General features: G+C 71.2%; 22 protein-coding genes. 12 read left to right on the top strand and 10 right to left on the bottom strand.

The features are described from left to right. Positions 1-114: 114 nt before the first annotated feature. Positions 115-1,932, bottom strand: coding sequence for an aspartate--tRNA ligase (aspS, locus tag ACFXDJ_RS31155; RefSeq protein WP_384850971.1), 1,818 nt, complete (start codon positions 1,930-1,932; stop codon positions 115-117). 149 nt (positions 1,933-2,081) lie between these two features. On the opposite strand from aspS, the gene ACFXDJ_RS31150 reads away from it, so the two are divergent. Together ACFXDJ_RS31150 and ACFXDJ_RS31145 are read left to right on the top strand one after the other, a co-directional pair. Next, entirely contained in the window at positions 2,082-4,265 is a 2,184-nt protein-coding gene (locus tag ACFXDJ_RS31150) for a SpoIIE family protein phosphatase (protein WP_384850969.1), read from the top strand. 63 nt (positions 4,266-4,328) lie between these two features. Further along, positions 4,329-5,405, top strand: a complete 1,077-nt coding sequence (locus ACFXDJ_RS31145) for an AI-2E family transporter (RefSeq protein ID WP_384654470.1) — start codon at positions 4,329-4,331, stop codon at positions 5,403-5,405. A gap of 40 nt (positions 5,406-5,445) precedes the next feature. Here ACFXDJ_RS31145 and ACFXDJ_RS31140 read toward each other — a convergent pair whose 3' ends face one another. The 6 genes from ACFXDJ_RS31140 to ACFXDJ_RS31115 all read right to left on the bottom strand — a co-directional run bounded on the left by ACFXDJ_RS31140 (position 5,446) and on the right by ACFXDJ_RS31115 (position 9,584). Next, entirely contained in the window at positions 5,446-6,447 is a 1,002-nt protein-coding gene (locus ACFXDJ_RS31140; RefSeq protein ID WP_384654473.1) for a pirin family protein, read from the bottom strand. Between the two features lie 150 nt (positions 6,448-6,597). Then, positions 6,598-6,960 (bottom strand): hypothetical protein, encoded by a 363-nt coding sequence (locus ACFXDJ_RS31135; protein WP_384654475.1) that lies wholly within the window; start codon positions 6,958-6,960, stop codon positions 6,598-6,600. Positions 6,961-7,055: 95 nt separating this feature from the next. Next, on the bottom strand, positions 7,056-8,015 hold the full coding sequence (locus tag ACFXDJ_RS31130) for an ArsR/SmtB family transcription factor (RefSeq protein WP_384654478.1): 960 nt from the start codon (positions 8,013-8,015) through the stop codon (positions 7,056-7,058). Positions 8,016-8,041: 26 nt separating this feature from the next. Continuing rightward, positions 8,042-8,500 carry an SseB family protein gene (locus ACFXDJ_RS31125; RefSeq protein WP_266840166.1) on the bottom strand — a complete coding sequence of 153 codons (459 nt, stop codon included), beginning with the start codon at positions 8,498-8,500 and terminating at the stop codon, positions 8,042-8,044. A 48-nt stretch (positions 8,501-8,548) separates the two neighbouring features. Next, a complete protein-coding gene (locus ACFXDJ_RS31120; RefSeq protein ID WP_384654481.1) occupies positions 8,549-8,752 on the bottom strand; it encodes a DUF397 domain-containing protein in 204 nt (67 codons plus the stop codon). Beyond that, the gene (locus ACFXDJ_RS31115; protein WP_384654484.1) at positions 8,733-9,584 is read right to left on the bottom strand and encodes a helix-turn-helix transcriptional regulator; all 852 of its coding nucleotides are present in this window, start codon (positions 9,582-9,584) and stop codon (positions 8,733-8,735) included. Before ACFXDJ_RS31115 ends, ACFXDJ_RS31120 begins: the two co-directional genes overlap by 20 nt. Positions 9,585-9,705: 121 nt before the next feature. Between ACFXDJ_RS31115 and ACFXDJ_RS31110 the strand changes: the two genes are divergently transcribed. The 6 genes from ACFXDJ_RS31110 to ACFXDJ_RS31085 all read left to right on the top strand — a co-directional run bounded on the left by ACFXDJ_RS31110 (position 9,706) and on the right by ACFXDJ_RS31085 (position 15,731). Then, positions 9,706-9,912 (top strand): hypothetical protein, encoded by a 207-nt coding sequence (locus ACFXDJ_RS31110; protein WP_384654486.1) that lies wholly within the window; start codon positions 9,706-9,708, stop codon positions 9,910-9,912. Then, the gene (locus ACFXDJ_RS31105) at positions 9,909-10,316 is read left to right on the top strand and encodes an ATP-binding protein (RefSeq protein ID WP_384654488.1); all 408 of its coding nucleotides are present in this window, start codon (positions 9,909-9,911) and stop codon (positions 10,314-10,316) included. Before ACFXDJ_RS31110 ends, ACFXDJ_RS31105 begins: the two co-directional genes overlap by 4 nt. 67 nt (positions 10,317-10,383) lie before the next feature. Beyond that, positions 10,384-12,210 carry an acyl-CoA dehydrogenase gene (locus tag ACFXDJ_RS31100; protein WP_384654491.1) on the top strand — a complete coding sequence of 609 codons (1,827 nt, stop codon included), beginning with the start codon at positions 10,384-10,386 and terminating at the stop codon, positions 12,208-12,210. A 169-nt stretch (positions 12,211-12,379) separates the two neighbouring features. Further along, positions 12,380-13,123 carry a hypothetical protein gene (locus ACFXDJ_RS31095; RefSeq protein ID WP_384657694.1) on the top strand — a complete coding sequence of 248 codons (744 nt, stop codon included), beginning with the start codon at positions 12,380-12,382 and terminating at the stop codon, positions 13,121-13,123. Positions 13,124-13,222: 99 nt separating this feature from the next. Beyond that, positions 13,223-14,518 (top strand): M18 family aminopeptidase, encoded by a 1,296-nt coding sequence (locus ACFXDJ_RS31090; protein WP_384657697.1) that lies wholly within the window; start codon positions 13,223-13,225, stop codon positions 14,516-14,518. Positions 14,519-14,675: 157 nt separating this feature from the next. Continuing rightward, positions 14,676-15,731, top strand: a complete 1,056-nt coding sequence (locus ACFXDJ_RS31085; RefSeq protein ID WP_384657729.1) for a hypothetical protein — start codon at positions 14,676-14,678, stop codon at positions 15,729-15,731. 9 nt (positions 15,732-15,740) lie between these two features. On the opposite strand, the gene ACFXDJ_RS31080 is transcribed toward ACFXDJ_RS31085, so the two are convergent. Beyond that, positions 15,741-17,570, bottom strand: a complete 1,830-nt coding sequence (locus ACFXDJ_RS31080; RefSeq protein ID WP_384657700.1) for an NHL domain-containing thioredoxin family protein — start codon at positions 17,568-17,570, stop codon at positions 15,741-15,743. 114 nt (positions 17,571-17,684) lie between these two features. On the opposite strand from ACFXDJ_RS31080, the gene ACFXDJ_RS31075 reads away from it, so the two are divergent. After that, positions 17,685-19,250 (top strand): hypothetical protein, encoded by a 1,566-nt coding sequence (locus ACFXDJ_RS31075; RefSeq protein ID WP_384657703.1) that lies wholly within the window; start codon positions 17,685-17,687, stop codon positions 19,248-19,250. On the opposite strand, the gene ACFXDJ_RS31070 is transcribed toward ACFXDJ_RS31075, so the two are convergent. Then, positions 19,228-20,064 (bottom strand): hypothetical protein, encoded by an 837-nt coding sequence (locus tag ACFXDJ_RS31070; RefSeq protein WP_384657707.1) that lies wholly within the window; start codon positions 20,062-20,064, stop codon positions 19,228-19,230. The genes ACFXDJ_RS31075 and ACFXDJ_RS31070 overlap by 23 nt on opposite strands. Positions 20,065-20,096: 32 nt before the next feature. Here ACFXDJ_RS31070 and ACFXDJ_RS31065 point away from each other — a divergent pair, with 32 nt between their 5' ends. Then, entirely contained in the window at positions 20,097-20,603 is a 507-nt protein-coding gene (locus ACFXDJ_RS31065; protein ID WP_384657710.1) for an LURP-one-related/scramblase family protein, read from the top strand. A 13-nt stretch (positions 20,604-20,616) separates the two neighbouring features. Here the strand turns inward: ACFXDJ_RS31065 and ACFXDJ_RS31060 are convergent, their stop codons facing one another. Further along, positions 20,617-21,396 (bottom strand): carbon-nitrogen family hydrolase, encoded by a 780-nt coding sequence (locus tag ACFXDJ_RS31060; protein ID WP_384657712.1) that lies wholly within the window; start codon positions 21,394-21,396, stop codon positions 20,617-20,619. Between the two features lie 155 nt (positions 21,397-21,551). Between ACFXDJ_RS31060 and ACFXDJ_RS31055 the strand changes: the two genes are divergently transcribed. Further along, positions 21,552-22,382, top strand: coding sequence for a maleylpyruvate isomerase family mycothiol-dependent enzyme (locus tag ACFXDJ_RS31055; RefSeq protein ID WP_384657715.1), 831 nt, complete (start codon positions 21,552-21,554; stop codon positions 22,380-22,382). Between the two features lie 108 nt (positions 22,383-22,490). After that, positions 22,491-23,525 carry a helix-turn-helix domain-containing protein gene (locus tag ACFXDJ_RS31050; RefSeq protein ID WP_384850967.1) on the top strand — a complete coding sequence of 345 codons (1,035 nt, stop codon included), beginning with the start codon at positions 22,491-22,493 and terminating at the stop codon, positions 23,523-23,525. The last annotated feature ends 273 nt before the right edge of the window (positions 23,526-23,798 follow it).

Below are 23,798 nucleotides of genomic sequence, written 5' to 3'. Positions count from 1 at the left end.
CGCCCCACCCTCCACCCAGCCACCCCACCCCCCGCCGCCCCGCGCCCCCCCGCGCCGCGCCGCCCGACCCACCCACCCCCCCCGCCCCCATTAGTCGTACGGCGAACAGACGGCCTAGCGCGCGGCGTCCGGGTGGACGGCCTCGGCGACCGGCTTGGCGTCCGCGGCCTTCGTCTCCACCGGCTTGCGCAGCGCGATGTTCAGCTCGCGCAGGCGGGACTCCTCCAGGATGGTGGGGGCGCCCATCATCAGGTCCTGCGCGTTGCCGTTGAGCGGGAAGGCGATGGTCTCGCGGATGTTCGGCTCGTCGGCCAGCAGCATCACGATGCGGTCCACGCCCGGGGCGATGCCACCGTGCGGCGGGGCGCCGAGGCGGAACGCGCGGAGCATGCCCGCGAACTCGCGCTCGACGGTCTCGGCCTCGTAACCGGCGATCTCGAAGGCCTTGAGCATGACCTCGGGCTCGTGGTTGCGGATCGCGCCGGAGGACAGCTCGATGCCGTTGCAGACGATGTCGTACTGCCACGCCAGGATGTCGAGCGGGTCCTTCTCCTCCAGGTCCTTCATGCCGCCCTGCGGCATGGAGAACGGGTTGTGGGAGAAGTCGATCTTGCCGGTCTCCTCGTCCGCCTCGTACATCGGGAAGTCGACGATCCAGCAGAACCGGAAGACGTTCTCCTCGAACTGGCCGGCGCGCTTGGCGGCCTCGACGCGCACGCCCGACATGATCTTGGAGACCTCGGCGAACTCGCCGGCGCCGAAGAACACCGCGTGCCCGGCCGCGAGGCCCAGACGCTCGGTGAGGACCTTGACGTTCTCCTCGGTGAGGAACTTGGCGATCGGGCCGGTCAGGCCGCCGTCCTCGCCCACGCGGACCCAGGCCAGGCCCTTGGCGCCCAGCGAGATCGCGTACTCGCCGAGGCCGTCGAAGAACTTGCGCGGCTGCGCGGCGGTGTCCGGGACGGCCAGGGCGCGCACGTGCTTGCCGGCGAACGCCTTGAACTCGGAGCCCTCGAACACGTCGGTGATGTCGACGAGCTCCAGCTTGGAGCGCAGGTCGGGCTTGTCGTTGCCGTACTTCAGCATCGACTCGCGGAACGGGATCCGCGGGAAGGGGGAGGTGACCTCGCGGCCGTTGCCGAACTCGGTGAAGATCTCCGTCATCAGCCGCTCGATCGGCTGGAAGACGTCCTCCTGCTCGACGAAGGACATCTCGACGTCGAGCTGGTAGAACTCGCCCGGCGAACGGTCCGCGCGGGCGTCCTCGTCGCGGAAGCAGGGCGCGATCTGGAAGTACCGGTCGAAGCCGGAGATCATCAGCAGCTGCTTGAACTGCTGCGGCGCCTGCGGCAGCGCGTAGAACTTGCCCGGGTTCAGGCGGGACGGGACCACGAAGTCACGGGCGCCCTCGGGGGAGGTCGCGGTGAGGATCGGGGTCGCCATCTCGTTGAAGCCGAGGGCCACCATCTTCGAGCGGATCGACGCGATGACGGCCGAGCGCAGCATGATGTTGCGGTGCATGCGCTCGCGGCGCAGGTCGAGGAAGCGGTACTCCAGGCGCCGCTCCTCGTTCACACCGTCGTCGGTGTTGATGGTGAAGGGCAGCGGGGCCGACGCGCCGAGGACCTCGACGTCGGTGACCTCGATCTCGATCTCGCCGGTGGCCAGCTCCGGGTTGACGTTGTCCGCGCCGCGGGAGACGACCTTGCCGTCGATGCGGACGACGGTCTCCTTGGTGACCGTGCTCAGCGCCTCGTTCGCGGCGGTGCCGGGACGGGCCACGAGCTGCGTGATGCCGTAGTGGTCACGCAGATCGATGAAGAGGATGCCGCCCAGGTCGCGCCGATTGTGCAGCCAGCCGCTCAGCCGGACGTCGGAGGCGACGTCGGAAGCACGGAGCTCGCCGCACGTGTGGGACCTGTACCGATGCATCAGTCATCCAGTTCTACGCGATACCAGGGAGGATTCAACCGTCCCAAGGTTACCGTCCGGGCCGGGTGCCGTGCGGGCGCGCCCGGAGAGGGCCGCGAACCGGCACGGTGAACAGGCACGTCAGGCGTACGACCTGTAAAGATGACCACGTGCGCACAGAGGACGTCCTGGCCGCCATCGCGACGGGTCTGTGGCGATGGGACAACGCCTCCGGGACGGTCACCCTCGACAGCGAGGCCGCCCGGCTGCTCGGGCTGCCCGCCGAGCCGGTGGACCTGCCCGAGGTCGCCGTACGCTCCCGGTTCCACCCGGTGGACTGGAACGAGATCAACGGCATCGTGAACCTGGCAGTCGCCGAAGGCACCCTCGCCGAGGCCCGGCTGCGGATCATGGACGAGGACGGGCGCGTGCTGCGCACCGTACGGAGCCGCTCGAAGCCGCTGGAGAACCGGACCGCCGACGGCCGGGTCGACTACGAGCTGATCGGCACCATCCAGGAGATCGCCGAGGCGCAGCCCGGCACCACCGCCGTGCACACCCCGATCACCGGCGACTGGCGCCGCTCCCGCGAGGCGTTCCTGCTGGACGCGGGGCGGGCGCTGGCCGAGGCCCGGTCCACCGCCGAGGTCCTGCGGGTGGCGGCCTCGCTCTCGATGCCCGGGTTCATACCCGACGGGCTGGCCGTCTTCGGCGTGGCCGGCAGCCGGCTGTCGATCATCGGGCACCACGGGCACGATCCGGGGGACGAGAGCCCCTTCGCGGACATGCCGGTGGACACCGACTACCCGGCCGCCGAGGTGGTCCGCAGCGGGCGGGCGATCTACCTCCCCAGCCCCGATGACTACAAACGGCGCTTCCCGGCCACCTGGCCGCTCGCCCAGCGCTTCGGCCGGACCTCCTGGGCGTTCCTGCCGCTGGTCGTGGCCGGCCGGACCATGGGCGCCTGGATGGCCGCGTTCAAGCACCCGGTGTCCTTCTCCCCCGACGAGCGCTCCGTCCTGACCACCGTGGCCCGGATGCTCGCGCAGGCGCTCCAGCGCGCCGGAGTGGCCGAATCCGAACGGGAACTCACCACCGGCCTGCAACGGTCGATGATGCCCCAGCTCGGCCCCGAGATCCCCGGCATGACCATCGCCGCGCGCTACGTGCCGACCGGCGGCGGGCTCCAGGTCGGCGGCGACTGGTACGACATGATCCCGCTGCCATCGGGACGGTTCGCGCTGGTCATCGGCGATGTCCAGGGCCACGACGTCCGGGCGGCCGGGCTGATGGGCCAGCTGCGGATCGCGGTGCGCGCGTACGCCTCCGAGGGCCACCGGCCCGACGCGGTGCTCTCGCGGGCCTCGCGCTTCCTGGCGGGGCTGTGCTCCTCCCAGGAGCGGGAGGGCGATTCCGAGGAGGACCCCGACTTCCAGAGCCCGCGCTTCGCGACCTGCCTGTACGTGGAGTGCGATCCGCAGACCGGCCTGCTGGAGGTGGCCCGCGCCGGGCACCCCGACCCGGCGATCCGGATGACCGACGGCACGGTCCTGATGCGGCCCACGGCGGGCGGACTGCCGCTCGGCATCGTCCCGGACACCGACTACCCGACGACCCGGTTCACCCTGGAACCCGGCGAAACGATGATGCTGTGCACCGACGGGCTCATCGAGACGGGCGGGCACGACCTCGACACGGGCTGGGCGCGGCTGCGCGCCATCCTGGAGTCGGAGACGCACGACGCGCAGAGCCTGGAGCCCCGGCACCTCGAACGCATGGCGGACCTGCTGGTCCAGGCCGTGCACGGCCCCTCCTCGCACCACACGACCGGCCCCCTGGCGGACCGGCGCGAGGACGACATCGCCGTGGTCCTGCTGTGCCGCGAGGGCGCGGGCTGCGGCTGCGACACCCCGCTGCTGCACCCGGGCCGCCCGGCCCGGCGCACGATGCTCACGGTCGCCCAGGCGGAACCGGAGCGGGTCTCCGGGGTCCGCCGGCAGATCCGGGAGCTGCTGCACGACTGGGCGGACCCGGAGCAGGTGGACTCGGCGGTGCTGATGGTCTCCGAGATGGTGACGAACGTACTGGTCCACACGGACGGGGACGCGCTGCTGATGGCCGAGGCGGTGGGCGAGCTGGGCTCGCGCCGGCTGCGGATCGAGGTGGCGGACGCGTCCGACGAACTGCCGCACAAGCGGCACCCCGGGGAGATGGCGTCGAGCGGGCGCGGGGTCCTGCTGCTGGAGATGCTGGCGGACGACTGGGGCGTGGACCCGCGCGGCGAGGGCAAGTCCACCTGGTTCGAGCTCCACGAACGGTCCGAGCCGGACCCGGGGGCGGACCCGCTCGCGTAGCCGGGCCAGTGGCACCGCCCCGGACGGCATGGCGTACGGGACCGGCCCGCCACGGCTGCTTGGATGCGGAGGGTGGTGACCGAACTGCTTCCCCAGCCCGCCCGGCGGCTCCTCGCGTGGTGCGTGTTCACGCTGCTCGTCGCGGGTGTGGCCGCCCTCGGCGTATGGCTGTGCGTCGTCTTCAAGACCGCCGTGACGCCCGTACTGCTCGCCCTGCTCGGGACGGCCCTGCTGGGGCCCCTGCACCGGCGGCTCACCCGGATCGGAGTGAACCGTTCCCTCGCGGCCGGGATCACCTGCCTCGCCGTGGTCGGCGTCGTCGGCGGGGCGGTCTACGTGGTCGTCCTCGCGCTCATCGAGACCGGCGACCAGATCATCGCCTCCCTCAAGCAGGCCGGCACGGACCTCGCCGAGCACTTCGGCGCCGCCGGGACCTCGCTCCAGGACCTCGCGGTCAACGCCAAGGACCTGCTCTCGAAGTTCGGCGGCACGGCCGCCTCCGGGGTCCTCACCGGGATCAGCGTCGTCGGCGAGATGATCGCCACCGCGATCCTCGCGCTGCTGCTGATCTTCTTCTTCCTCCGCGACTCCCACCGCGCGGTGGGCACCCTGCGCTCGCTGGCGCCGGGCGCCCGCGCCGACACCCTGGAGGCGATGGCCCGGCGCGCGTTCCAGGCCGTCGAGGGGTTCATGCGCGGGACCACCTTCATCGCCGCGATCGACGCCGTCTGCATCGCCATCGGCCTGCTGGTGCTGCGCGTGCCCGGCGCGGTGGGGCTCGGCGCGCTGGTCTTCGTCGGCGCGTACATCCCGTACCTCGGCGCCTTCATCTCCGGCGCGGTGGCGGTGCTCGTCGCCTTCGCCGACCGGGGGTGGGTGATCGGGCTGTGGGCGCTGGGCGTGGTGCTGGCCGTACAGGTGCTGGAGGGGCACGTGCTCCAGCCCATGATCCAGAGCCGGACCGTGCAGATGCACCCGGCGGTGGTCATGCTGGCGATCACGGCCGGGGCCAGCGTGGCGGGCATCCTCGGAATGCTGCTCGCCGTACCGCTGACGGCCGCCGCGTTCGGGGTGTTCTCGGAACTGCGGGCCCGCTACGGGGCTGCGGGCGCGGGGTCCGAAACCACGGACCCCGCGTAGAGCCGGCCGGGCTCCCGGAAGGGGAGCCCGTCGAGGCAGGTCAGTCCTGCGACGCCTCGCCCGCGCCGCGGTGACCCAGACCGGTCCGCGCGGTGGTGGGGATGCGGCCCAGGCGGCCGGCCTGGAAGTCGTCGAAGGCCTGCTGCAGTTCGTGCTTGTTGTTCATGACGAACGGACCGTAGTGCGCCATCGGTTCCCGGATCGGCCGCCCGCCGAGGAGGACGATCTCCAGGTCCGGGGCGTTGGAGTCCTGGGCCTCGTCCGCCCGCACGGTCAGGGAGCCGCCCTCGCCGAACACCGCGGTCTGCCCGGTGTGGACGGGCCGCCGGTCCTCGCCGACCGAGCCGCGCCCGGCCATCACGTACGCCAGGGCGTTGAAGTCCTCGCGCCACGGAAGGGTGATCTGCGCGCCGGGCGTCACCGTCGCGTGGATCATCGTGATCGGGGTGTGGGTGATGCCCGGGCCCTGGTGGCCGTCCAGCTCACCGGCGATCACGCGGAGCAGGGCGCCGCCGTCGGGGGTGGTGAGCAGCTGGACCTGGCCGCCGCCGATGTCCTGGTAGCGCGGGGGCATCATCTTGTCGGAGGCCGGGAGGTTCACCCACAGCTGGAGGCCGTGGAAGAGCCCGCCGGACACGACGAGCGACTCCGGCGGGGCCTCGATGTGCAGGAGGCCGGACCCGGCGGTCATCCACTGCGTGTCGCCGCCGTTGATGATCCCGCCGCCGCCGTTGCTGTCCTGGTGGACGAAGGTTCCGTCGATCAGGTACGTGACGGTCTCGAAGCCGCGGTGCGGGTGCCACGGGGTCCCTTTCGGCTCCCCGGGCTGATACTCCACCTCGCCCATCTGGTCCATCATGATGAACGGGTCGAGGTACTGGTAGTTGATCCCGGCGAACGCGCGACGCACCGGGAATCCCTCACCCTCGAAGCCGCCCGGGGCGGTCGTGACGGCCAGCACCTTGCGGGCGGTCGTCGTCTCCTGGGCCGGCTCCGCGACGCGCGGGAGCGTCAACGGGTTCTCCACAGTCACTGCAGGCATGGTCGGAACCTCCTTCTGGCGTCGAGTTTAGTTGAAACTCGAACTTTCTGCCACACCCGACAGAACAGAAGGGACCCCGGGGGAATTCCCCCGGGGTCCCGGTTCCTTCGTACCTCTGGATGTCAGCCGTTGCAGGACGGGCCGCAGGGCCTACGGCTCGATCGAGACCGAGTTGAACGGGGTCATGTCGATCACCGCCGTGTGGTCCTGATACACCGCGTAGTCACAGTTGGTGCCGTTGTTGTTCCGGCACAGCCAGATCTTCCACCCGTCGGTCTGGTTGTTGTCGACAAGGTGTCTGCCGTAGTAGTTGTAGATCTTGTGGGCGCCGTAGCGGTTCCACATGTCGCGGATCCCGGTGTCCCAGGTGGCGCCGTAGTAGATGCAGGCGTACCCGTCCGGGCATTGGGTCGCGGCCGCCGCCGGCGATGCCGTCAGGACCCCCGTACCCAGCGCCATCACCCCCGTGAACACCATTGCCGCGAGCTTCGTGCGCAAGGACGTACGTGCCATCACAGTCCCCCTGTCAGTAGGAGCGGGTTCCCCCGCAGCACTGACATTCGGCACTCGCGGCCGGCGCCGCGATGGTTTCGGCCGTGGCCGAAAGGTCAGCTGCCGCTGTGGAGGAGGTCCACGCCCAGCGCGGTCGCCGAGTGGAGGACCGCCTTGCCGTCGCGCTCCGTGGTGATCAGGCCCGCCGCGCGCAGGGTACGGGTGTGCTCGGACACCGAAGGCAGGGAAATGCCCAGGTCACGGGCGAGCTCGCTGGTCGTGCGCTGCTGGACCAGCGACTGGAGCACCGCCGCCCGGGTCCGCCCCAGCAGTGCGTCCAGCGCCCCGGCCGCCGGGCCCGGCAGAGCAAGCGGGAGCGGGGTCAGCGCCGGGTACAACAGCAGGTGCGCGCCCGACGGGTGCTCGGCGAGCAGCGGGCGTCCCGTCCAGAAGGGAGAGGGCATCAGGATCAGGCCGCGTCCGCCCAGGTGGACCTCGTAGTCCGGCGGCCGGCCGACCTCGAAGGCGGTGCCCGACCAGCCGGCGGCCGGGTGCGTACTGGCCAGGCAGGCCTTGATCCCGTGGGCGGCGAGCAGCCGGGTCCGCCAGGCGACGTCCGCCTGGAAGGTCTGCCGGATCCGCGCCCAGTGCGGGGCGACGAGCACCTCGTACGAGGCCCGGAGCGCCGAATCCAGCTGGTCCCACGCCTCCCGGTCCAGGTCCCACAGCGCGCGCAGCCAGGACGGGGAGCCGAGGGCCCGGGCGGCGGCCCGGTGGAGCATGCCGGGGGTCAGCAGCGGCGCGGCCGCGCGTACGTCGGCCAGCCCCTCCTCCAGGCTCCGCGAGTAGGGCTCGACGAACTGCGGATTGTCACCGTCGGGGCGCAGCAGGTCGAACAGCGGCAGCGCCCGGCCCGGCAGCTCGCGGGCTACGAGGCTGCGCCAGCGGCCGAAAACCGCCTGCTCGTCGGTGCGCTGGGCGGCCACGAGCGCCATGCCCAGCTCCACCAGGGGGAGCGGCTCGCTCGCGAAGGTGACGTTGAAGAGGTCCTCGGCCGTGAAGTGCACCCTCAGCATGTACGCCCCCCCGGCTCCGAGACGGCCTAGCCGTACATGCGGCGCATCGCGAAGTCGACCATCTGCTCGACCGCCTTCGCGTCGAAGACCATCCGGTGGTCGCCCTCCATGTCGAGGACGAAGCCGTAGCCGGTGGGCAGCAGGTCGATCACCTCGGCGCCGGTGATCACGAAGTACTTGGACTCCTTGCCGGCGTACCGGCGGAGCTCCTTGAGCGTGGTGAACATGGGGATGACCGGCTGCTGCGTGTTGTGCAGCGCGAGGAATCCCGGGGTGTCACCGCGCGGGCAGTAGACCTTCGAGGTGGCGAAGATCTGCTGGAAGTCCTCGGCGGAGAGCGACCCGGTCGTGAACGCGCGTACCGCGTCCGCGAGGGAGGGCGGCGACGGCTCCGGGTACAGCGGCGGCGCCTGCTGCGCGTAGCCCTGGGGGGGCTGCTGCGCGTAGCCCTGCTGGGCGCCCGGGTTCTGGTCGTAGCCGTACATGGACCGAAGCCTACCGATGGCGTGGCCCGCCGTTGCGTCTAGTTCCGGTCAGCGCCGCTTCAGCTCCGCGACGAAGCCCGTCCACGCCGTGGCCCCGATCACCAGGACGGGCCCGTCCTGCACCTTGGAATCCCGGACCGGCACGATCCCGGTAAGCCCGTCGGCGACCTCGACGCAGTCGCCGTCTTCACCGTTGCTGTAGGTGCTCGTCCGCCAGACGGCAACGCTCAAGTCAATGGTGGTGCTCTCCATTTCGGTGCTCCTCGGCTATAGATTCGATCATTGCGAGGGACGCCTCGGACGGCAGTGCGGCAGCCCTGAGCCGATCGTATGCCTTGCGATACGCCTTCACGGTGGCCGGATCCTCGACCAGTTGGCCGTAGTACGGGCCCTCGGTGTACATGATCGGCGGCTCTGCGTCGAACTCCAGGAGCTTGATCGAGTGCGCCATGAACGGCTGGGTCGCGGCGTTCCACAAAAGGATCTGTGGAACGATCCGGCGGCGCCTGGTCAGCGCGGCGATGTGGTCCAGTTGCTCCGCCATCTCCAGGCCGGACAACAGCGGGTTCCGCAGCAGCGACTCCTGCATGATCACCCAGTACTCCGGCCGCTTCGGATTCTCGAAGAGCCTGGCTCGGCGCAACCGGTTCTGAACCTTGGCCTCGACCTCTTCCGGCAGGTCCAAGGGGTGAGTCGAGTGGGCGATCGCGCGGGTGTAGGACGCAGTTTGCAGCAGGCCGGGAATGATCGAGTTGGCCCAGTCCTCAATGCTTCGCGCCCTCAGCTCACTCTCCGCGACGGGCGCGAAGTAGGCCGCATGCGGTCCCTGTCGAGCCTTCCTCACGTCCTCACAGCACCGTTCGAAGAACCCGTCAGTGTCCAGCACGCGATCCACGTGCTGCGCCAGATCCACCGGCATGCGCCGCTGCCCGCGCTCGATCTCGCTCAAGTAGCTGGCCCCGTAGAAGCTGCCCTCCACGGTCTGCTGGAGCGTGAGCCCCGCCGCCTCACGCCGCCAGCGCAACTCCTTGCCGTAGAACGCCGGAACGCTCGCCGAGCCGTCAATGTCCTTGCTCGCAGCCACCCTCAGAGCCCGCCTTTCCACACTCCGTGCTGTGGACTGGAAACCCTTCCCACGCTACGCCGCCCCACGCCAGCCTGTGAGGAGTTCGTCACACACAGTCCGCACAGCGAAAGGCTCCGCCATGAGCGACCACCCCCACGACCGCGAGGCCACAGACGCGCTCGACAACCTCCGCTCCGCACTGGCCGCGCACGGGATCACGCTTCCCTCCCTCGACCTCCACCTCCTCTCCTACGCCGGGCGCTACGCCACTCCACCCCTCATCGCCCTCGGCAACTGCAACGCGGCCACCGCGCAGCGCCTGGCCGACGCACTGGCCACGCCATGAACGGCCTCACGCTCCGCCTGCTCGCCACCCCCGGGGCCGTCCCCCTGGCCCGCCACGCCGTCCGGGAGCACCTGGGGGGCGACCCCGACGCCGAGCTCTGCGTCAGCGAGCTGCTGACCAACGTGCTCACCCACCTGGGCGAAGGCACGCCCGTCACGCTGCGGATCATCGGAAGGGCAGCCCGCACACGGGTCGAGCTCACCGACCCCGACCCGCGAGCCCCCGTACAGCGGCACGCCACCGGGACCGGGGAGTCCGGGCGGGGTCTAGCCCTGCTCGACGCGCTGGCGCTGGAATGGGGTGTGCGCCCCGAAGGGACCGGCAAGACCGTCTGGTGTGTGCTCGGGGAACTTGACCCTGGTCACAGTCCGGACGGAAGGGTTGCCCTTATTACCGGCGGGTAGCATCATTACGTTACCGATTGGTATGCACGAGGAACCCGTCTCACCGAGCCTTAACGGAGCCGTCGCCATGGGGCACTACAAGTCGAATCTCCGCGACATCGAGTTCAACCTCTTCGAGGTGCTCGGCCGCGACAAGCTGTACGGCACCGGCCCGTTCGGCGAGATGGACACCGAAACGGCCAAGACCATCCTCAGCGAGATGACCAAGCTCTCCGAGAACGAGCTGGCCGCCTCCTTCGAGGACGCCGACCGCAACCCGCCGGTCTTCGACCCCACCACCAACACCGCGCCCGTCCCGGCGTCCTTCAAGAAGAGCTACAAGGCCTTCATGGACTCCGAGTACTGGCGCCTGGGCCTGCCCGAGGAGATCGGCGGCACCACCTCGCCGCGCTCCCTCATCTGGGCCTTCGCGGAGACGATTCTCGGCGCCAACCCGGCCGTCTGGATGTACTCCTCCGGCCCGGCCTTCGCCGGCATCCTCTTCGAAGAGGGCAACGAGGCGCAGAAGAAGGTCGCGCAGATCGCCGTCGAGAAGCGCTGGGGCTCCACCATGGTGCTGACCGAGCCCGACGCGGGCTCCGACGTCGGCGCCGGCCGCACCAAGGCGATCCAGCAGGCCGACGGCTCCTGGCACATCGAGGGCGTGAAGCGGTTCATCACGTCCGGTGAGCACGACATGGAGGAGAACATCCTCCACTACGTCCTCGCGCGCCCCGAGGGCCACGGCCCGGGCACGAAGGGGCTCTCGCTCTTCCTGGTGCCCAAGTTCGAGTTCGACTGGGAGACCGGCGAGCTGGGCGAGCGCAACGGCGTCTACGCGACGAACGTCGAGCACAAGATGGGCCTCAAGGCCTCCAACACGTGCGAGATGACCTTCGGCGACCAGCACCCCGCCAAGGGCTGGCTGATCGGCGACAAGCACGACGGCATCCGCCAGATGTTCATGATCATCGAGTTCGCCCGGATGATGGTCGGCACGAAGGCCATCGCCACGCTCTCGACGGGTTACCTGAACGCCCTGGAGTACGCCAAGGAGCGCGTGCAGGGTCCGGACCTGGCCGAGTTCATGGACAAGGCGGCCCCCAAGGTCACCATCACGCACCACCCCGACGTGCGCCGCTCGCTCATGACGCAGAAGGCGTACGCCGAGGGCATGCGCGCCCTGGTCCTGTACACCGCCTCGATCCAGGACGAGATCCAGATCAAGCAGGCCGCGGGCGAGGACGCCGCCTCCCTGATCGGCCTGAACGACCTGCTGCTGCCGATCGTGAAGGGCTACGGCTCGGAGAAGTCCTACGAGCAGCTCGCGCAGTCGCTCCAGACCTTCGGCGGCTCCGGGTACCTCCAGGAGTACCCGATCGAGCAGTACATCCGCGACGCCAAGATCGACACCCTCTACGAGGGCACCACGGCCATCCAGGGCCAGGACTTCTTCTTCCGGAAGATCGTCCGCGACCAGGGCGCTTCGCTGAACGTCCTCTCCGAGACGATCAAGAAGTTCCTCGCCGAGGGCGTGGGCGGCGAGGAGCTGGCCCCGGCCCGCGACGCGCTGGCCAAGGCCGCCGTCGACCTGGAGGCCATCGTCGGCCAGATGATCGTCGACCTCACCGCCACCGGCGAGGACGTCAAGAACATCTACAAGGTCGGCCAGAACACCACCCGCCTGCTGATGGCCTCGGGCGACGTGGTCGTCGGCTACCTGCTGCTCAAGGGCGCGGCCGTGGCCGCCGAGAAGCTGCCGGCCGCCTCCGCGAAGGACGTCCCGTTCTACACCGGCAAGATCGCGGCGGCGAAGTTCTTCGCCTCCCAGATCCTGCCCGGCGTCTCGGTCGCCCGCGCGCTCGCGGAGGCCGTCGACAACACCCTGATGGAGCTCGACGAGGCCGCGTTCTAGCCTCACGGACCCCTGTACGCGCCGACGGCCGGGCCCTCCCGCACGGGGGCCCGGCCGTCGGCCTACGCCGGGCTGCAGCCTGGCGCGGAGCACCGCGTCTCGGGGCTCCGTCCACAGCGGGACCTGCGGGGTTCCCGGGATGTCGGTGCTTCGTGGGACGCTCGTGGGTATGAGCCCACAAGAGCAGCAGCGCGGCAGCAGCAGGGGGTACTCCGTCCCGACCGGGCGGCCGTACGCCCTCAAGGAGCTGCAGTCCGCCGTGGGCAGCCTCGGCGACCACCTCCGGGAGCTCTACGAGGGCGCCCACCCCACCGAGTACGAGTCCGTCGCCGACGCCCTCTACATCGCCTTCCAGACCGCCGCCGGGCTCGCCCCCGCCAAGAGCTACACGGGCTGCCCCGAGCACCCCAACGGCGCCCTCGACCCCGAGGCGCCCGACGGCTGGGGCCGCTGCCTGATCTGCAACGACCGGCGGCGCCTCGGCATGCGCGCCCAGGGGGCCCGCGCGGCCGCCGCCGCCCCGCCCGCCGGGGAGCAGCGCCGGCTGGGGTATCCCGTGCCCGAGCCCCCGTACAACCTGGACGCCCTGCGCCGGTGCCTGCGCACCGTCGAGGAGCGGCGGTTCCACCTGAGCCTGTCCTCGCCCCCCGAGGACTTCGTCGCGATGGCCGACGACCTGCACCGCGCCTTCATCGTGGCCCGCGAACTGTCCCGCCCCCGCAACGCCTCCGGCTGCTCCGAACACCCCGGAGCACCCATCGACCCCGACGCGGCTCCCGGGGAGGCCTGTATCTTCTGCGCCGGACGCAAAAGACGCGCACAGCGCTCCGCGCAGACCCCGGAGATGCTCCCGCGCATCCGCCGGGGCGAGCGCAGACAGCTGCAGCGACGCTTCGAGCGACCGCCGGGCTGAAAGCCTCCGGGGCACGGGCCACACCCCTCGTGACCCCTTCCTCCGGCTATCCGCCGCAGTCCGGCCAAGACGAACACGACCGTCGTTAAGGTGAACCACATGAGCTCTCCCGCCGCCCGCTTCGACCGCGGCCACACCGACGACCTGATGACCTTCTTGACGGCCAGTCCGTCGCAGTACCACGCCGTGGCCAACGCGGCCGAGCGGCTGGAGAAGGCCGGATTCAGGCAGTTGGCGGAAACGGACGCATGGGACGCGAGCACGGGGGGCAAGTTCGTGACCCGCGGTGGCGCGATCATCGCCTGGTACGTGCCCGAAGGCGCCGCCGCGCACACGCCGTTCCGGATCGTCGGCGCGCACACCGACTCCCCCAACCTCCGGGTCAAGCCGCTGCCCGACACCGGCTCGCAGGGCTGGCGGCAGATCGCCGTGGAGATCTACGGCGGCACCCTCCTCAACACCTGGCTCGACCGCGACCTGGGCCTGGCCGGCCGGCTGACCCTGCGCGACGGCACCGAACGGCTGGTCAACGTCGACCGTGCGCTGATGCGCGTACCCCAACTCGCCGTCCACCTCGACCGGTCGGTGAACACCGACGGCCTCAAGCTCGACAAGCAGCGGCACATGCAGCCGATCTGGGGTCTGGGCGAGGTCCACGAGGGCGACCTCATCGCCTTCCTCGAAGAGGAAGAGGACCTGCCCCGCGGCTCGGTGGCGGGCTGGGACCTGATGGTCCATTCCATCGAGCCGCCCGCCTACCTGGGCCGCGACCGCGAGCTGCTGGCCGGCCCGCGCATGGACAACCTGCTGTCCGTGCACGCGGGCGTAGCGGCACTCATCGCCGCCTCCACGGCGGACGACCTCTCCCACATCCCCGTACTGGCCGCCTTCGACCACGAGGAGAACGGCTCCCAGTCGGACACCGGCGCGGACGGACCGCTGCTGGGCAATGTGCTGGAACGTTCAGTCTTCTCGCGCGGCGGCTCCTACGAGGACCGCGCGCGGGCCATCGCCGGCAGCATCTGCCTCTCCTCCGACACCGGCCACGCCGTGCACCCCAACTACGCGGAGCGGCACGACCCCTCGCACCACCCGCGCGCCAACGGCGGCCCGATCCTCAAGGTCAACGTCAACCAGCGCTACGCGACGGACGGCAGCGGGCGCGCGGTGTTCGTGGCCGCCTGCGAGCGGGCCGGCGTGCCGTGGCAGACCTTCGTCTCCAACAACTCCATGCCGTGCGGCACGACGATCGGCCCGATCACCGCCGCCCGCCACGGCATCCAGACCGTCGACATCGGCGTGGCCATCCTCTCGATGCACAGCGCCCGCGAACTCTGCGGCGCCGACGACCCGTACCTCCTGGCGAACACCCTGGTGGCCTTCCTGGAAAGCTGAGTCCGCACGGTCGGAGCCCGCGTGCCGTACGGCGCGGGCTTCGGCCGGGTGGGTCGTTCTCGGGAGCACCGCCGCGCGACGAACCGATGGTGACGCTCCGTCATGGTCTGCTGGGCTCCCGTCACGCCCGGTCGCCAAGGAGAGTCCCGTGCTCCGCATGCCCCGCAGACCCCGCCGATCCCGAACGCCGCGTATCGCAGGCATCGTGGGCATCGTGGGCATCGCCCTCGCCCTGCTCGCGACCGCCCCCGCCGCGGGCGCGGCCGCCACCGGGACGACACCGCCGCCGCCGTCGCCGTCGCCGAAGTCCTCGTACTCCCTCACGGACCCGCGGATCGTCGCCCACTTCGACTTCGCGGCCGGGCAGACGCCGGAGAACATCGTCCTGGAGCCCGACGGCTCCGCCGACCTGACCTTCGCCATCGCCCGGCAGGTCGCCCGGGTCTCCCGACACGGCGACACCGAGGTCCTCGCGACCCTGCCCGCCGTCGCGCACCCGGCCACGCCCCTGCTCGGCCTCGCGGTCGTCACCGGCATCGTGCGCACCCACGACGGGACGCTCTACGTCCCCTACCTCACCGGCACGGCCGTGACCGGCATCTACCGGATCACCCCGGACGGCGAGCTGTCCAAGTTCACCGACCTGCCCCCGAACGGCTTCGCGAACGGCCTCGCGCTCGACGAGCACCACGGCGTGCTCTACGCGGCCGACTCGGTCCTCGGCACCATCTGGCGCATCTCCCTCGACGACGGCGAGGTGACCCCGTGGGCCACCGGCGCCGCCCTGCGACCGACCACGTTCATCGGGGCCAACGGCATCAAGGTGCACGACCACGCGCTCTGGGTCTCCAACTACGACCGGGGCACGCTCCTGCGGATCCCGGTCCGCGAGGACGGATCGGCCGGGACCACGGCGGTCCGGGCCACCGGGCTGACGGGGATCGACGACTTCGCCTTCCCCGGACACGACGACACGGCCCTCGCCGCCCTGAACTCCACCAGCGAGGTCGCCCTGGTGCGGCCCGACGGCACCCACGACATCCTGCTGACCCCGCGGGACGGGCTGTCCAACCCCACGTCGTTGGCGATCCGCCACCACAAGGTCTACGTACCCAGCGCCGCCTTCCTCACGGGGCGCGACCCGAACCTCCTCCTCGCCCACCTCGGGGAGGACGAGAAGGAGGACGGACACGGGCACGGTCGCGACGACTGAGCCCGCGCCCTACGACGCGTCTTCGTCCATACCGGCGAGGACGAGGGGAAGGCGGGCGGTGCCCTGCGTGGTGACGCGGACCGGAACCCCCCAGTCCTGCTGGTGGACGTGGCAGGCGGGGTACTCGTTCGCCGGGTCGTCGTCGCAGGAGGCGGCCATCGCGGAGACGTGCAGGACGCCCTCGGTGACCTCCGGGTTCAGCGCGAGCTCCCGGAACAGGTCGGTCCCGGGCCCGTCCCCCGCCGCCAGCAGCTCGGGCGGGGTCGAGGAGACCAGCAGGCGGGTCGAGGGCCCGTAGCGGGTGTCCAGCTTCTGGCCGCTCGGGGCCTGGAAGACGATGTCGAGCCGGAGCGTGCCGGGGGCCACCTCGGTCGCGCCGCGCTGCGTGCGGTGGGCTACCGCGTCCACGCGTACGGCCTCCTCCGGGAGCCGCAGCCGGGTCAGCCGGTGCCGGGCGGACTCCACGACCACGATGTCCCCGCCGACGAGCACGGCGTCGCTGGGCTCGCGCAGATCGGTGGCCAGCGTGGTGACCTGGCCGGTGGCGGGGTCGTACCGCCGCAGGGCGTGGTTGTACGTGTCGCACACCGCGACCGAGCCGTCGGGCAGGGCGGTGACGCCGAGCGGGTGCTGGAGCAGCGCCTGGGCGGCGTCGCCGTCGCGGTGGCCGAAGTCGAACAGCCCGGTCCCGACGGCGGTGGTGATCGCGTAGCCCCCGTCCTCCGTCGGGTGCACGTACCGCAGGGCGCTGGTCTCGGAGTCGGCGATCCACAGCCGGTCCTCGGTGGCCGCGAGCCCGGACGGCTGGGCGAACCAGGCCTCGGCGGCCGGGCCGTCGTGCAGGCCCTCGTTGGTCGTCCCGGCGGCGAGCGCGACGGTGCCGGTCTCCGGATCCCAGGTCCACAGCTGGTGGACACCGGCCATGGCGATCCACACCCGCCCCCGCCACCAGGCCACGTCCCACGGCGAGGACAGGTCCACCTCCAGGGCCGGCCCCGAGGTCGGCGAACCCTGCCACCACTGGCGGCCGGTCCCGGCGACGGTCTCTACGGCGCCGGTGGCGGGGTCGAACCGGCGCAGCGCGTGGTTCACGGTGTCGGCGACGACCACCGACCCGTCGGGCAGCAGGGCCAGCCCCTGCGGCTCGCTGAAGCTCTCAGTGGTGAAGCCGCGCTCCCCGCTGCCGATGCGGCGTACGACGCCCTCCCCGTCGGCGGCCAGCTCCACCAGCTGGTGCCGCGTCGAGTCGGAGACCAGGAAGTTCCCGGACGGCAGCACGAGCGCCTTCCCGGGGAACCGCAGATCGCTCGCCACCGGCTCGGGGGCCACGTACGGCCCGTCGCCGCGCCGCAGCGTCCCCTTGGCCTCGTGCTCCGCCTCCAGCTCCTCCACGAGCCGCGCGATGGCGTGCGCGTGCCCCTCACCGGCGTGCTGCGCGACGACGTACCCCTCGGGGTCGATCACGACGAGCGTGGGCCACGCGCGGACGGCGTACTGCTTCCAGGTCGCGAGCTCGGGGTCGTCGAGCACGGGGTGGTGCACCTCGTACCGCTCGACGGCGTCCACGACGGCGGCGTGCTCGGCCTCGTGGACGAACTTCGGCGAGTGCACTCCGATGATCACGACGGTGTCGCGGTGCTTCTCCTCCAGCTCGCGCAACTCGTCGAGGACGTGCAGGCAGTTGATGCAGCAGAAGGTCCAGAAATCGAGAATGACGATCCGTCCTCGCAGGTCAGCGAGGGTATACGGCTTACCGCCGGTGTTGAGCCAGCCGCCCTTGCCGATCAGCTCGGGGGCACGGACTCGGGCGCGACGGGGTGCGGACGCGGCAGAATTCATGCACCAAGGGTGCCACCCCGCGTCCGTCGCTTCCCCGGGGAGTGACCCGCCCCGGCCCGGGGTACACCCTTCGGACAGGTTGGCGCCGGGGGGCGTTGAGGGGGGCGGGGATTCATGGGGCGGATATTGCGGGTGGCGTTACCCGTGCTGCTGGTGGGGCTGGCGCTCTGGTACGGGTCGTACTACACCACCGTCCTGGTGTGGGAGCTGCGCAAGCTCGTCTCCTGGCTGGCGGCGCCGCTGCTGCTCGCGGGGGCCGTGGGGGTGCCGTGGCTGCTGGTGAAGGCGGTCCGGCGGTGGCGGAAGCGGGATGCGAAACCGGGTGGGGGTTCGGGGGCCGCGGACTGGGTGGCGGGGGTCGGGTGCCTGGTCGGGGTGGCCGGGCTGGGGCTCGCGATCTGGTGGCTGGTGTACGGCTCGTACCTCCAGGACCGCGCGTACATGCACGGCGTGCAGATCGTGACCGAGGCCGTGCCCGAGATGACGCCCAGGGCCCCGTACCTCGTCGGCAAGGCGCAGTCCGCGACCCACCTGGGCGATGTCACCGGCGACATCTCCGACGTCACCTACCTGCCCGACTCGGACCGGTTCGCGACGCTGGTCGAGCGGCGCGGGTGGCTGTCCGGGTACGAGACCGCGCTCGTCCAGTACGTCCCGCTCGGCGGCAACAGCCGGACCCAGCAGCGGTGTTCCTTCGACACCGAGAAGGCGGACGCGCGGATCAGCGGCTGGTTCACCCACAACCTGGGCCGGAAGATATCGGCCCGGGAGCGCTGGGTGCGCTTCGCCGCCGGCGACGTCTACGTGGTCTGCGACGGCGACACCCCGACCGTGGTCGTCCCCCTCAAGCGGCAGACCGGGTTCCTGGTGGTGACCGAACGGCCCGCCGGAGTCGCGCTCTACAACGGGCGGACCGGAGAGCTCAAGATCACCACCGACACCGCCGGCGTGCCCGGCCCGACCTATCCGCTGAGCCTCGCGAAGCGCCAGCGCGAGGCGACCACCGCGGTCGGCAGCTTCGCGGACTGGTGGTCGGACCGGGGCGGCTGGGACGCGTCCGAGGACGGCACCAACGCGGGCAACGAGTCGGAGTTCACCCTCCAGTACCGCGACGGGAGCGGGCGCAGCGCGTACGTGACCCCGCTGACCCCGCAGGGGGAGGCCAGCTCGGTCGTGGCCGTCTCGACCGTGCCGGCCCGCCAGAGCGGCGAGGGCGGGGGCAAGGGCGGCGGGCTCGCCACGATGACCGTCCACCGGCTCGATCCCGTCTGGTCCTCGCCGAAGGCGCTCGTCGCGCTGATCAAGGCCGAGTACCGGGACGTCTGCTGCTACAACGACGACCAGGTCTTCGAGGTCATCCCCACGGGCGGCAGCAACTGGACCTCCACCATCGGCAGCGAGCAGAACGTCCGCTACCGGGTGGAGGGCCGGGGCCAGGTGGACGGCCGGGACGCGACCTGCCTGAAGGACGCCAACGGGGAGCTCATCCGCTGCGCCTACGCGGCTCCCGGCTCGCCGGAGGAGAAGGAACTCCAGCGCAGGGAGCAGGAGAAACAGAAACAGAAGGAGCAGAATGCGGGCGGCCCCGGGGGCGGGGACCTCACCGGCTACACCCCCGAGCAGCTCGCCGATCTGCAACGGAGGCTCTCGGACGAGATCACCCGACGGTTGAAGGGCTAGCCGACTGGGTCCCGGACATGAACGAGCGCAGGGAGCCCACCAGCGCGGTCACGAACGCTTCGCGGACCGGGTCCGGGAGCAGGTCCAGGGACAGGTACGGGTTGAGGTCCTCCAGCTCGACCAGGAGGAGCTCCCCCGAGGGGGCGCGGCAGGCGTCCACGCGCTGGATGCCGTGCGCGAGGGTGTTCCAGTCGATGAAACCGCGGGCGAAGGCCAGGTCCGCCGGGGTGGGCTCGTACGGGACCAGTTCCCAGCGGCGGGCCGGGTCCGGGGCGTACAGCGCGTACTGGAAGGAGTCGTCGACGAAGTAGAAGGACACCTCGTACGCGAAGTCGACGCGCGGCTGGATCAGGAACTCTCCCGGCGCGCACTCCGGGTGCGGGGTGAAGGTGAGCCCGATCGAGTCCGCGCCCGCCTTGGGCTTCACCGCGTACGAGGCCGAGCGCGGCAGGAGTGCCAGGTCCGCGGGGTCGTCGATGGTCGGGATGACCGGGTGGCCGGCCGCCGTCAGGTCGAGGAGGTACTGCTTGCCCGCCATGTCGCCACGGCCGGTGAGGGGGTTGTAGACGGGGGTTCCGGCGGCGAGGGCGGCCGCGCGGAAGGAATCGTAGGCCTGCTGGTAGTGCAGGACGGGGCCGCTGTTGCGGATCACGACCGCGTCGAAGCCGGCCGGTATGAGGGCCTGCGCGTCCAGCGGATGGCACAGGGCCAGCGGGAAGTGCTCGCGCAGCCGCGAGGTGAGGAAGACGTCCTCGTCGCCGTACCGGCGGCCGCGCGCCGGGTACGCCAGGTCGGTCACGTAGAGCAGAGGCATGGCGGCAACCTATCGCGGGCAGCGATGACGGCATGAAATACCTGGTTCGGGACAAAGTGCTGGCCCTCGGGGACGACTACTGGATCGAGGACGAGGACGGCCGCCACGCCTTCCTCGTCGACGGGAAGGCCCTGCGGCTGCGGGACACCCTGGAGCTGAAGGACCGGGACGGGCGGATCCTGATCACACTGCGGGAGAAGTGGTTCGCCTTCCGCGACGCGATGACCCTGGAGCGGGACGACCGGCGGCTCGCGGTGATCCGCAGGAAGCGGTTCTCGCTGCTGCGCAACCACTACCTCGTGACCCTCAACGAGGGCACCGAGCTGGACATCAGCGGCCGGATCCTGGACCGGGAGTTCAAGGTCGAGTACGACGGGGAGCTGCTCGCCCTGATCTCCCGCCAGTGGTACCGGGTCCGCGAGACCTACGCGGTCGACGTGATCCGCGAGGACGCGGACGCGGCGCTGCTGATCGCCGTCGCCGTGTGCGTGATCCGGATGGCCGAGAAGGAGCGCGAGGGCGAGGGCGACGAGGACTGAGCCACGACGGGAGCTACACGCCCAGGCGGCGGTCCTTCAGCGCCGGGAAGGCCTCCCGCGTCTGGGCGACCTTCGCCGGGTCGAGGTCCACGGTCAGGACGTCCTCCCCCGGCCCCGCCTCCGCGAGGACCTCGCCCCACGGGTCCACGACCAGGCTGTGCCCGGCCTGCTCCACGCCCGCGTGGGTGCCCGCGAGCCCGCACGCGAGTACGTACGACTGGTCCTCGACGGCCCGCGCCCGGTTCAGGAGGGTCCAGTGGGCGCGGCGGCGGGCCGGCCAGCCCGCGGCCACGACCATCGTCGTCGCCCCGGCGTCGACCAGTCCGCGGAACAGCTCGGGGAAGCGCAGGTCGTAGCAGGTGGCGATGCCGAGCGTCTGCTCCGGCAGCTCCACGGTGGTCAGGGAGTCGCCGGGGGACATCAGGACGGCCTCGCCCTGGTCGAAGCCGAAGCGGTGGATCTTGCGGTACGTGGCCGCGAGCTCGCCCGTCGGGGAGAGGACGAGCGCGGTGTTGTAGAGCGAGCCGTCGCCCGCGCGCTCCACGACGGAACCGGCGTGCAGCCAGACCCCCGCATCGCGGGCCGCCTTGGACATGGCCTCGTAGGTGGGGCCGTCCAGGGGTTCCGCCTCCGTCTCGAACTGCTCGTAGGAGAAGGCGCCCACGGTCCACAATTCGGGAAGGACGACGAGGTCCGAGCCGGACTGGTCGCGTACGAGGTCGGCGGCCCGGGAGCGCCGGGAAACCACCGACTCCCCCTCATTCACCGCGATTTGGATCAGGGAAGCGCGCACAGTACCACCGTCCTGGCATTCAAGCCGTCAACTCGGGCCTACGATCGTCACACGAAAGCACTGCCGGGGTGCTCACCGGCAGCGTAGTTTTGAAGCCATTGCACAAGCTTCCAGAACGCGCCAACGCGCCAATGAACAGCACGCGAGGGGTCCCGTTGACCGTCCATCCGCATCCCAGTCTTCAGCCCTATGCCGACGCGTGGACCCACTCCATCGAGGCGATATCCGAGCTGGTCCTTCCGCTGACGGAGGGCGAGTGGAGCAGGGCGACGCCGTGCCCCAACTGGTCCGTGCGCGATGTGGTGTCACACATCATCGGCATCGAGTGCGAGCAGCTCGGCGACCCGCGGCCGATCCACACCCTGCCGCGGGACCTGAGGCACGTGGTCGACGAGTTCAGCCGCTACATGGAGGTCCAGGTCGACGTACGGCGCCACCACACGGCGCCGGAGATGACCTCGGAGCTGGAGTACACGATCATTCGCCGCTCCCGCCAGCTGCGCAACGAGAAGCGGGATCCGGACACCATGGTGCGCGGGCCGCTGGGCGAGCCGGCGACGCTGGAGCACTCGCTGAGGCTGCGTGCCTTCGACGTGTGGATGCACGAGCAGGACCTGCGGGCGGCGCTGGGGGTGCCGGGGAACTGGGACTCGCCCGGCGCGTACGTGACGCGCGACATCCTGCTGGCCGGGCTACCGAAGGTGGTCGCCAAGAAGGCCGGCGCGCCCGCGAACTCGGCCGTGGTCATCGACGTGCACGGGGCGCTGGAGTTCATGCGGACCGTACGGGTGGACGCGGAGGGGCGGGGCACCATCGACAAGGCCCCGTCGCTGGGTCCGGCGGTGACGCTGACCCTGGACTGGGAGACGTACGTACGGCTCGCGGGCGGGCGGGTGCGGCCGCACACCGTCGCCGACCGGGTGAAGGTGGAGGGCGAACCGGAGCTGGCCGAGGCGATCCTCGCCAATTTCTCCGTGACGCCGTAGGCGGGCAGCCGACCGTATCCGGGCAGCAGTCGAGAACCATCGTCACATCTGCGTCGTCCCTGGTCACGAACATGAAAGTTCGTGGAGGGGTTCTTCTAGGTGTGGTCGATGGTGTCGTCCGCTGCCCTGCCGGCAGCGGACCGGTTCGATTGGTTCTCCGAGGTGGTGGCACAGCAGCTGGTGTCCACGTCGATCAGGAGTGAGCACGCGGGCGACTTCCGGGCGGAGGCGGCCGTACTGGACCTGGGCACCGTCCAGGTCTCGCAGTTCGGCTACGCCCCGCTGCGCGCCCGCCGCACGGCGGCCCACGTACGGGCCAGCGACCCGGAGCAGTACCAGTTGGGGCTGGTGACCAGCGGGTCCATGTGGATCTCCCAGAACCGCAACGACTCGGGGCCCTTCTCGCAGGACCTGGTGCTCTGGGACACCTCGCGCCCCTTCGAATCGGGCGTCCCCGGCACCGAACCGGTCCGGGCCGTCATCCTCTCGCTCCCCCACTCCGTCCTGTCCCTGCGGCCCGCCCGCGTGGAGCGGCTGCTCGCGCAGCGCATCCCGGCCGACCGGGGCATGGGGGCGATCCTGGCGCAGTACATGCGCTCGCTGGCCGTGTACGGGGAGGAGTGCGGGCCCGCCGACCTGGAGCGGCTGGGTTCCGTCGCCCTCGATCTGGTCGGTGCGGCCCTCGCCGACCGGCTCGGCGCCGCCGATGACGAACTGCCCGAACAGGCCCGGAACCAGGCCCTGCTGGCGCGCATCGACACCTTCATCGGCCACAACCTCGGCGATCCCGAGCTGACCCCGGCCGCGGTCGCCGCCCGGCACAGCATCTCGCTGCGCCGCCTCCAGCTGCTCTTCCGCGAGCGCGGGCAGGGCGTGGCCGCCACCATCCGCGGACTCCGGCTGGAGCGGTGCCGCGAGGATCTCGGTGACACCGGGCAGCTCGCCGGGACCGTCCACGGCGTGGCCGGGCGGTGGGGATTCACCAGCCCGTCGGCTTTCAGCCGTCTGTTCCGCGAGACGTACGGGATCAGCCCGACCGAGTACCGCCGCGCGGCGGTGGCGGCCGTTGCGCGCGATGTCCGTGCGCGCAATGACAACGACCCTTGCGCGCACGGCACACATGGCGGTGCTGCGCGCTCGTAGGCTCGGCACACGTTGGCCTGAACCCGACCGATGGACGGGTGAACGGGCGGGAAAGGACGGGGGTCTGTCCCGCCCGGGGCCCACAGAGCTCAGGAGCGTGCCGGGCCGGCGTCGCAGTGCGCGACGTCGGCCACGGCCCCGGCAGGGGTGCCGGACGCGGGGCCGGTCCCGGGGGGGGGGCCCGGGGGGGGGGGGGGCGGGGGCGGGGGGGGGGGGCGGGGGGCGCGGGGGGGGCGGGGGGGGGGCGGGCGGGCGGGGGGCGGGCGGGGGGGG

Origin of the sequence: Streptomyces sp. NPDC059443, assembly GCF_042750105.1 — a bacterium.
Lineage (GTDB): Bacteria > Actinomycetota > Actinomycetes > Streptomycetales > Streptomycetaceae > Streptomyces.
The sequence above is the reverse complement of the archived record's forward strand: the minus strand, read 5'-3'. Positions and strand labels throughout refer to the sequence as shown.

Bases quoted from the DNA above. Each gene is read 5' to 3' on its own strand.
- ACFXDJ_RS31095 (WP_384657694.1), top strand. From the start codon at position 12,380: ATGAGCCCACAAGAGCAGCAGCGCGGCAGCAGCAGGGGGTACTCCGTC.
- ACFXDJ_RS31100 (WP_384654491.1), top strand. From the start codon at position 10,384: ATGGGGCACTACAAGTCGAATCTCCGCGACATCGAGTTCAACCTCTTC.
- ACFXDJ_RS31130 (WP_384654478.1), bottom strand. From the start codon at position 8,015: ATGCTGAGGGTGCACTTCACGGCCGAGGACCTCTTCAACGTCACCTTC.
- ACFXDJ_RS31070 (WP_384657707.1), bottom strand. From the start codon at position 20,064: ATGCCTCTGCTCTACGTGACCGACCTGGCGTACCCGGCGCGCGGCCGC.
- ACFXDJ_RS31085 (WP_384657729.1), top strand. From the start codon at position 14,676: ATGCCCCGCAGACCCCGCCGATCCCGAACGCCGCGTATCGCAGGCATC.
- ACFXDJ_RS31120 (WP_384654481.1), bottom strand. From the start codon at position 8,752: ATGGAGAGCACCACCATTGACTTGAGCGTTGCCGTCTGGCGGACGAGC.
- ACFXDJ_RS31050 (WP_384850967.1), top strand. From the start codon at position 22,491: ATGGTGTCGTCCGCTGCCCTGCCGGCAGCGGACCGGTTCGATTGGTTC.
- ACFXDJ_RS31135 (WP_384654475.1), bottom strand. From the start codon at position 6,960: ATGGCACGTACGTCCTTGCGCACGAAGCTCGCGGCAATGGTGTTCACG.
- ACFXDJ_RS31140 (WP_384654473.1), bottom strand. From the start codon at position 6,447: ATGCCTGCAGTGACTGTGGAGAACCCGTTGACGCTCCCGCGCGTCGCG.
- ACFXDJ_RS31080 (WP_384657700.1), bottom strand. From the start codon at position 17,570: ATGAATTCTGCCGCGTCCGCACCCCGTCGCGCCCGAGTCCGTGCCCCC.
- ACFXDJ_RS31090 (WP_384657697.1), top strand. From the start codon at position 13,223: ATGAGCTCTCCCGCCGCCCGCTTCGACCGCGGCCACACCGACGACCTG.
- ACFXDJ_RS31110 (WP_384654486.1), top strand. From the start codon at position 9,706: ATGAGCGACCACCCCCACGACCGCGAGGCCACAGACGCGCTCGACAAC.
- ACFXDJ_RS31105 (WP_384654488.1), top strand. From the start codon at position 9,909: ATGAACGGCCTCACGCTCCGCCTGCTCGCCACCCCCGGGGCCGTCCCC.
- aspS (WP_384850971.1), bottom strand. From the start codon at position 1,932: ATGCATCGGTACAGGTCCCACACGTGCGGCGAGCTCCGTGCTTCCGAC.
- ACFXDJ_RS31065 (WP_384657710.1), top strand. From the start codon at position 20,097: ATGAAATACCTGGTTCGGGACAAAGTGCTGGCCCTCGGGGACGACTAC.
- ACFXDJ_RS31145 (WP_384654470.1), top strand. From the start codon at position 4,329: ATGCGGAGGGTGGTGACCGAACTGCTTCCCCAGCCCGCCCGGCGGCTC.
- ACFXDJ_RS31125 (WP_266840166.1), bottom strand. From the start codon at position 8,500: ATGTACGGCTACGACCAGAACCCGGGCGCCCAGCAGGGCTACGCGCAG.
- ACFXDJ_RS31075 (WP_384657703.1), top strand. From the start codon at position 17,685: ATGGGGCGGATATTGCGGGTGGCGTTACCCGTGCTGCTGGTGGGGCTG.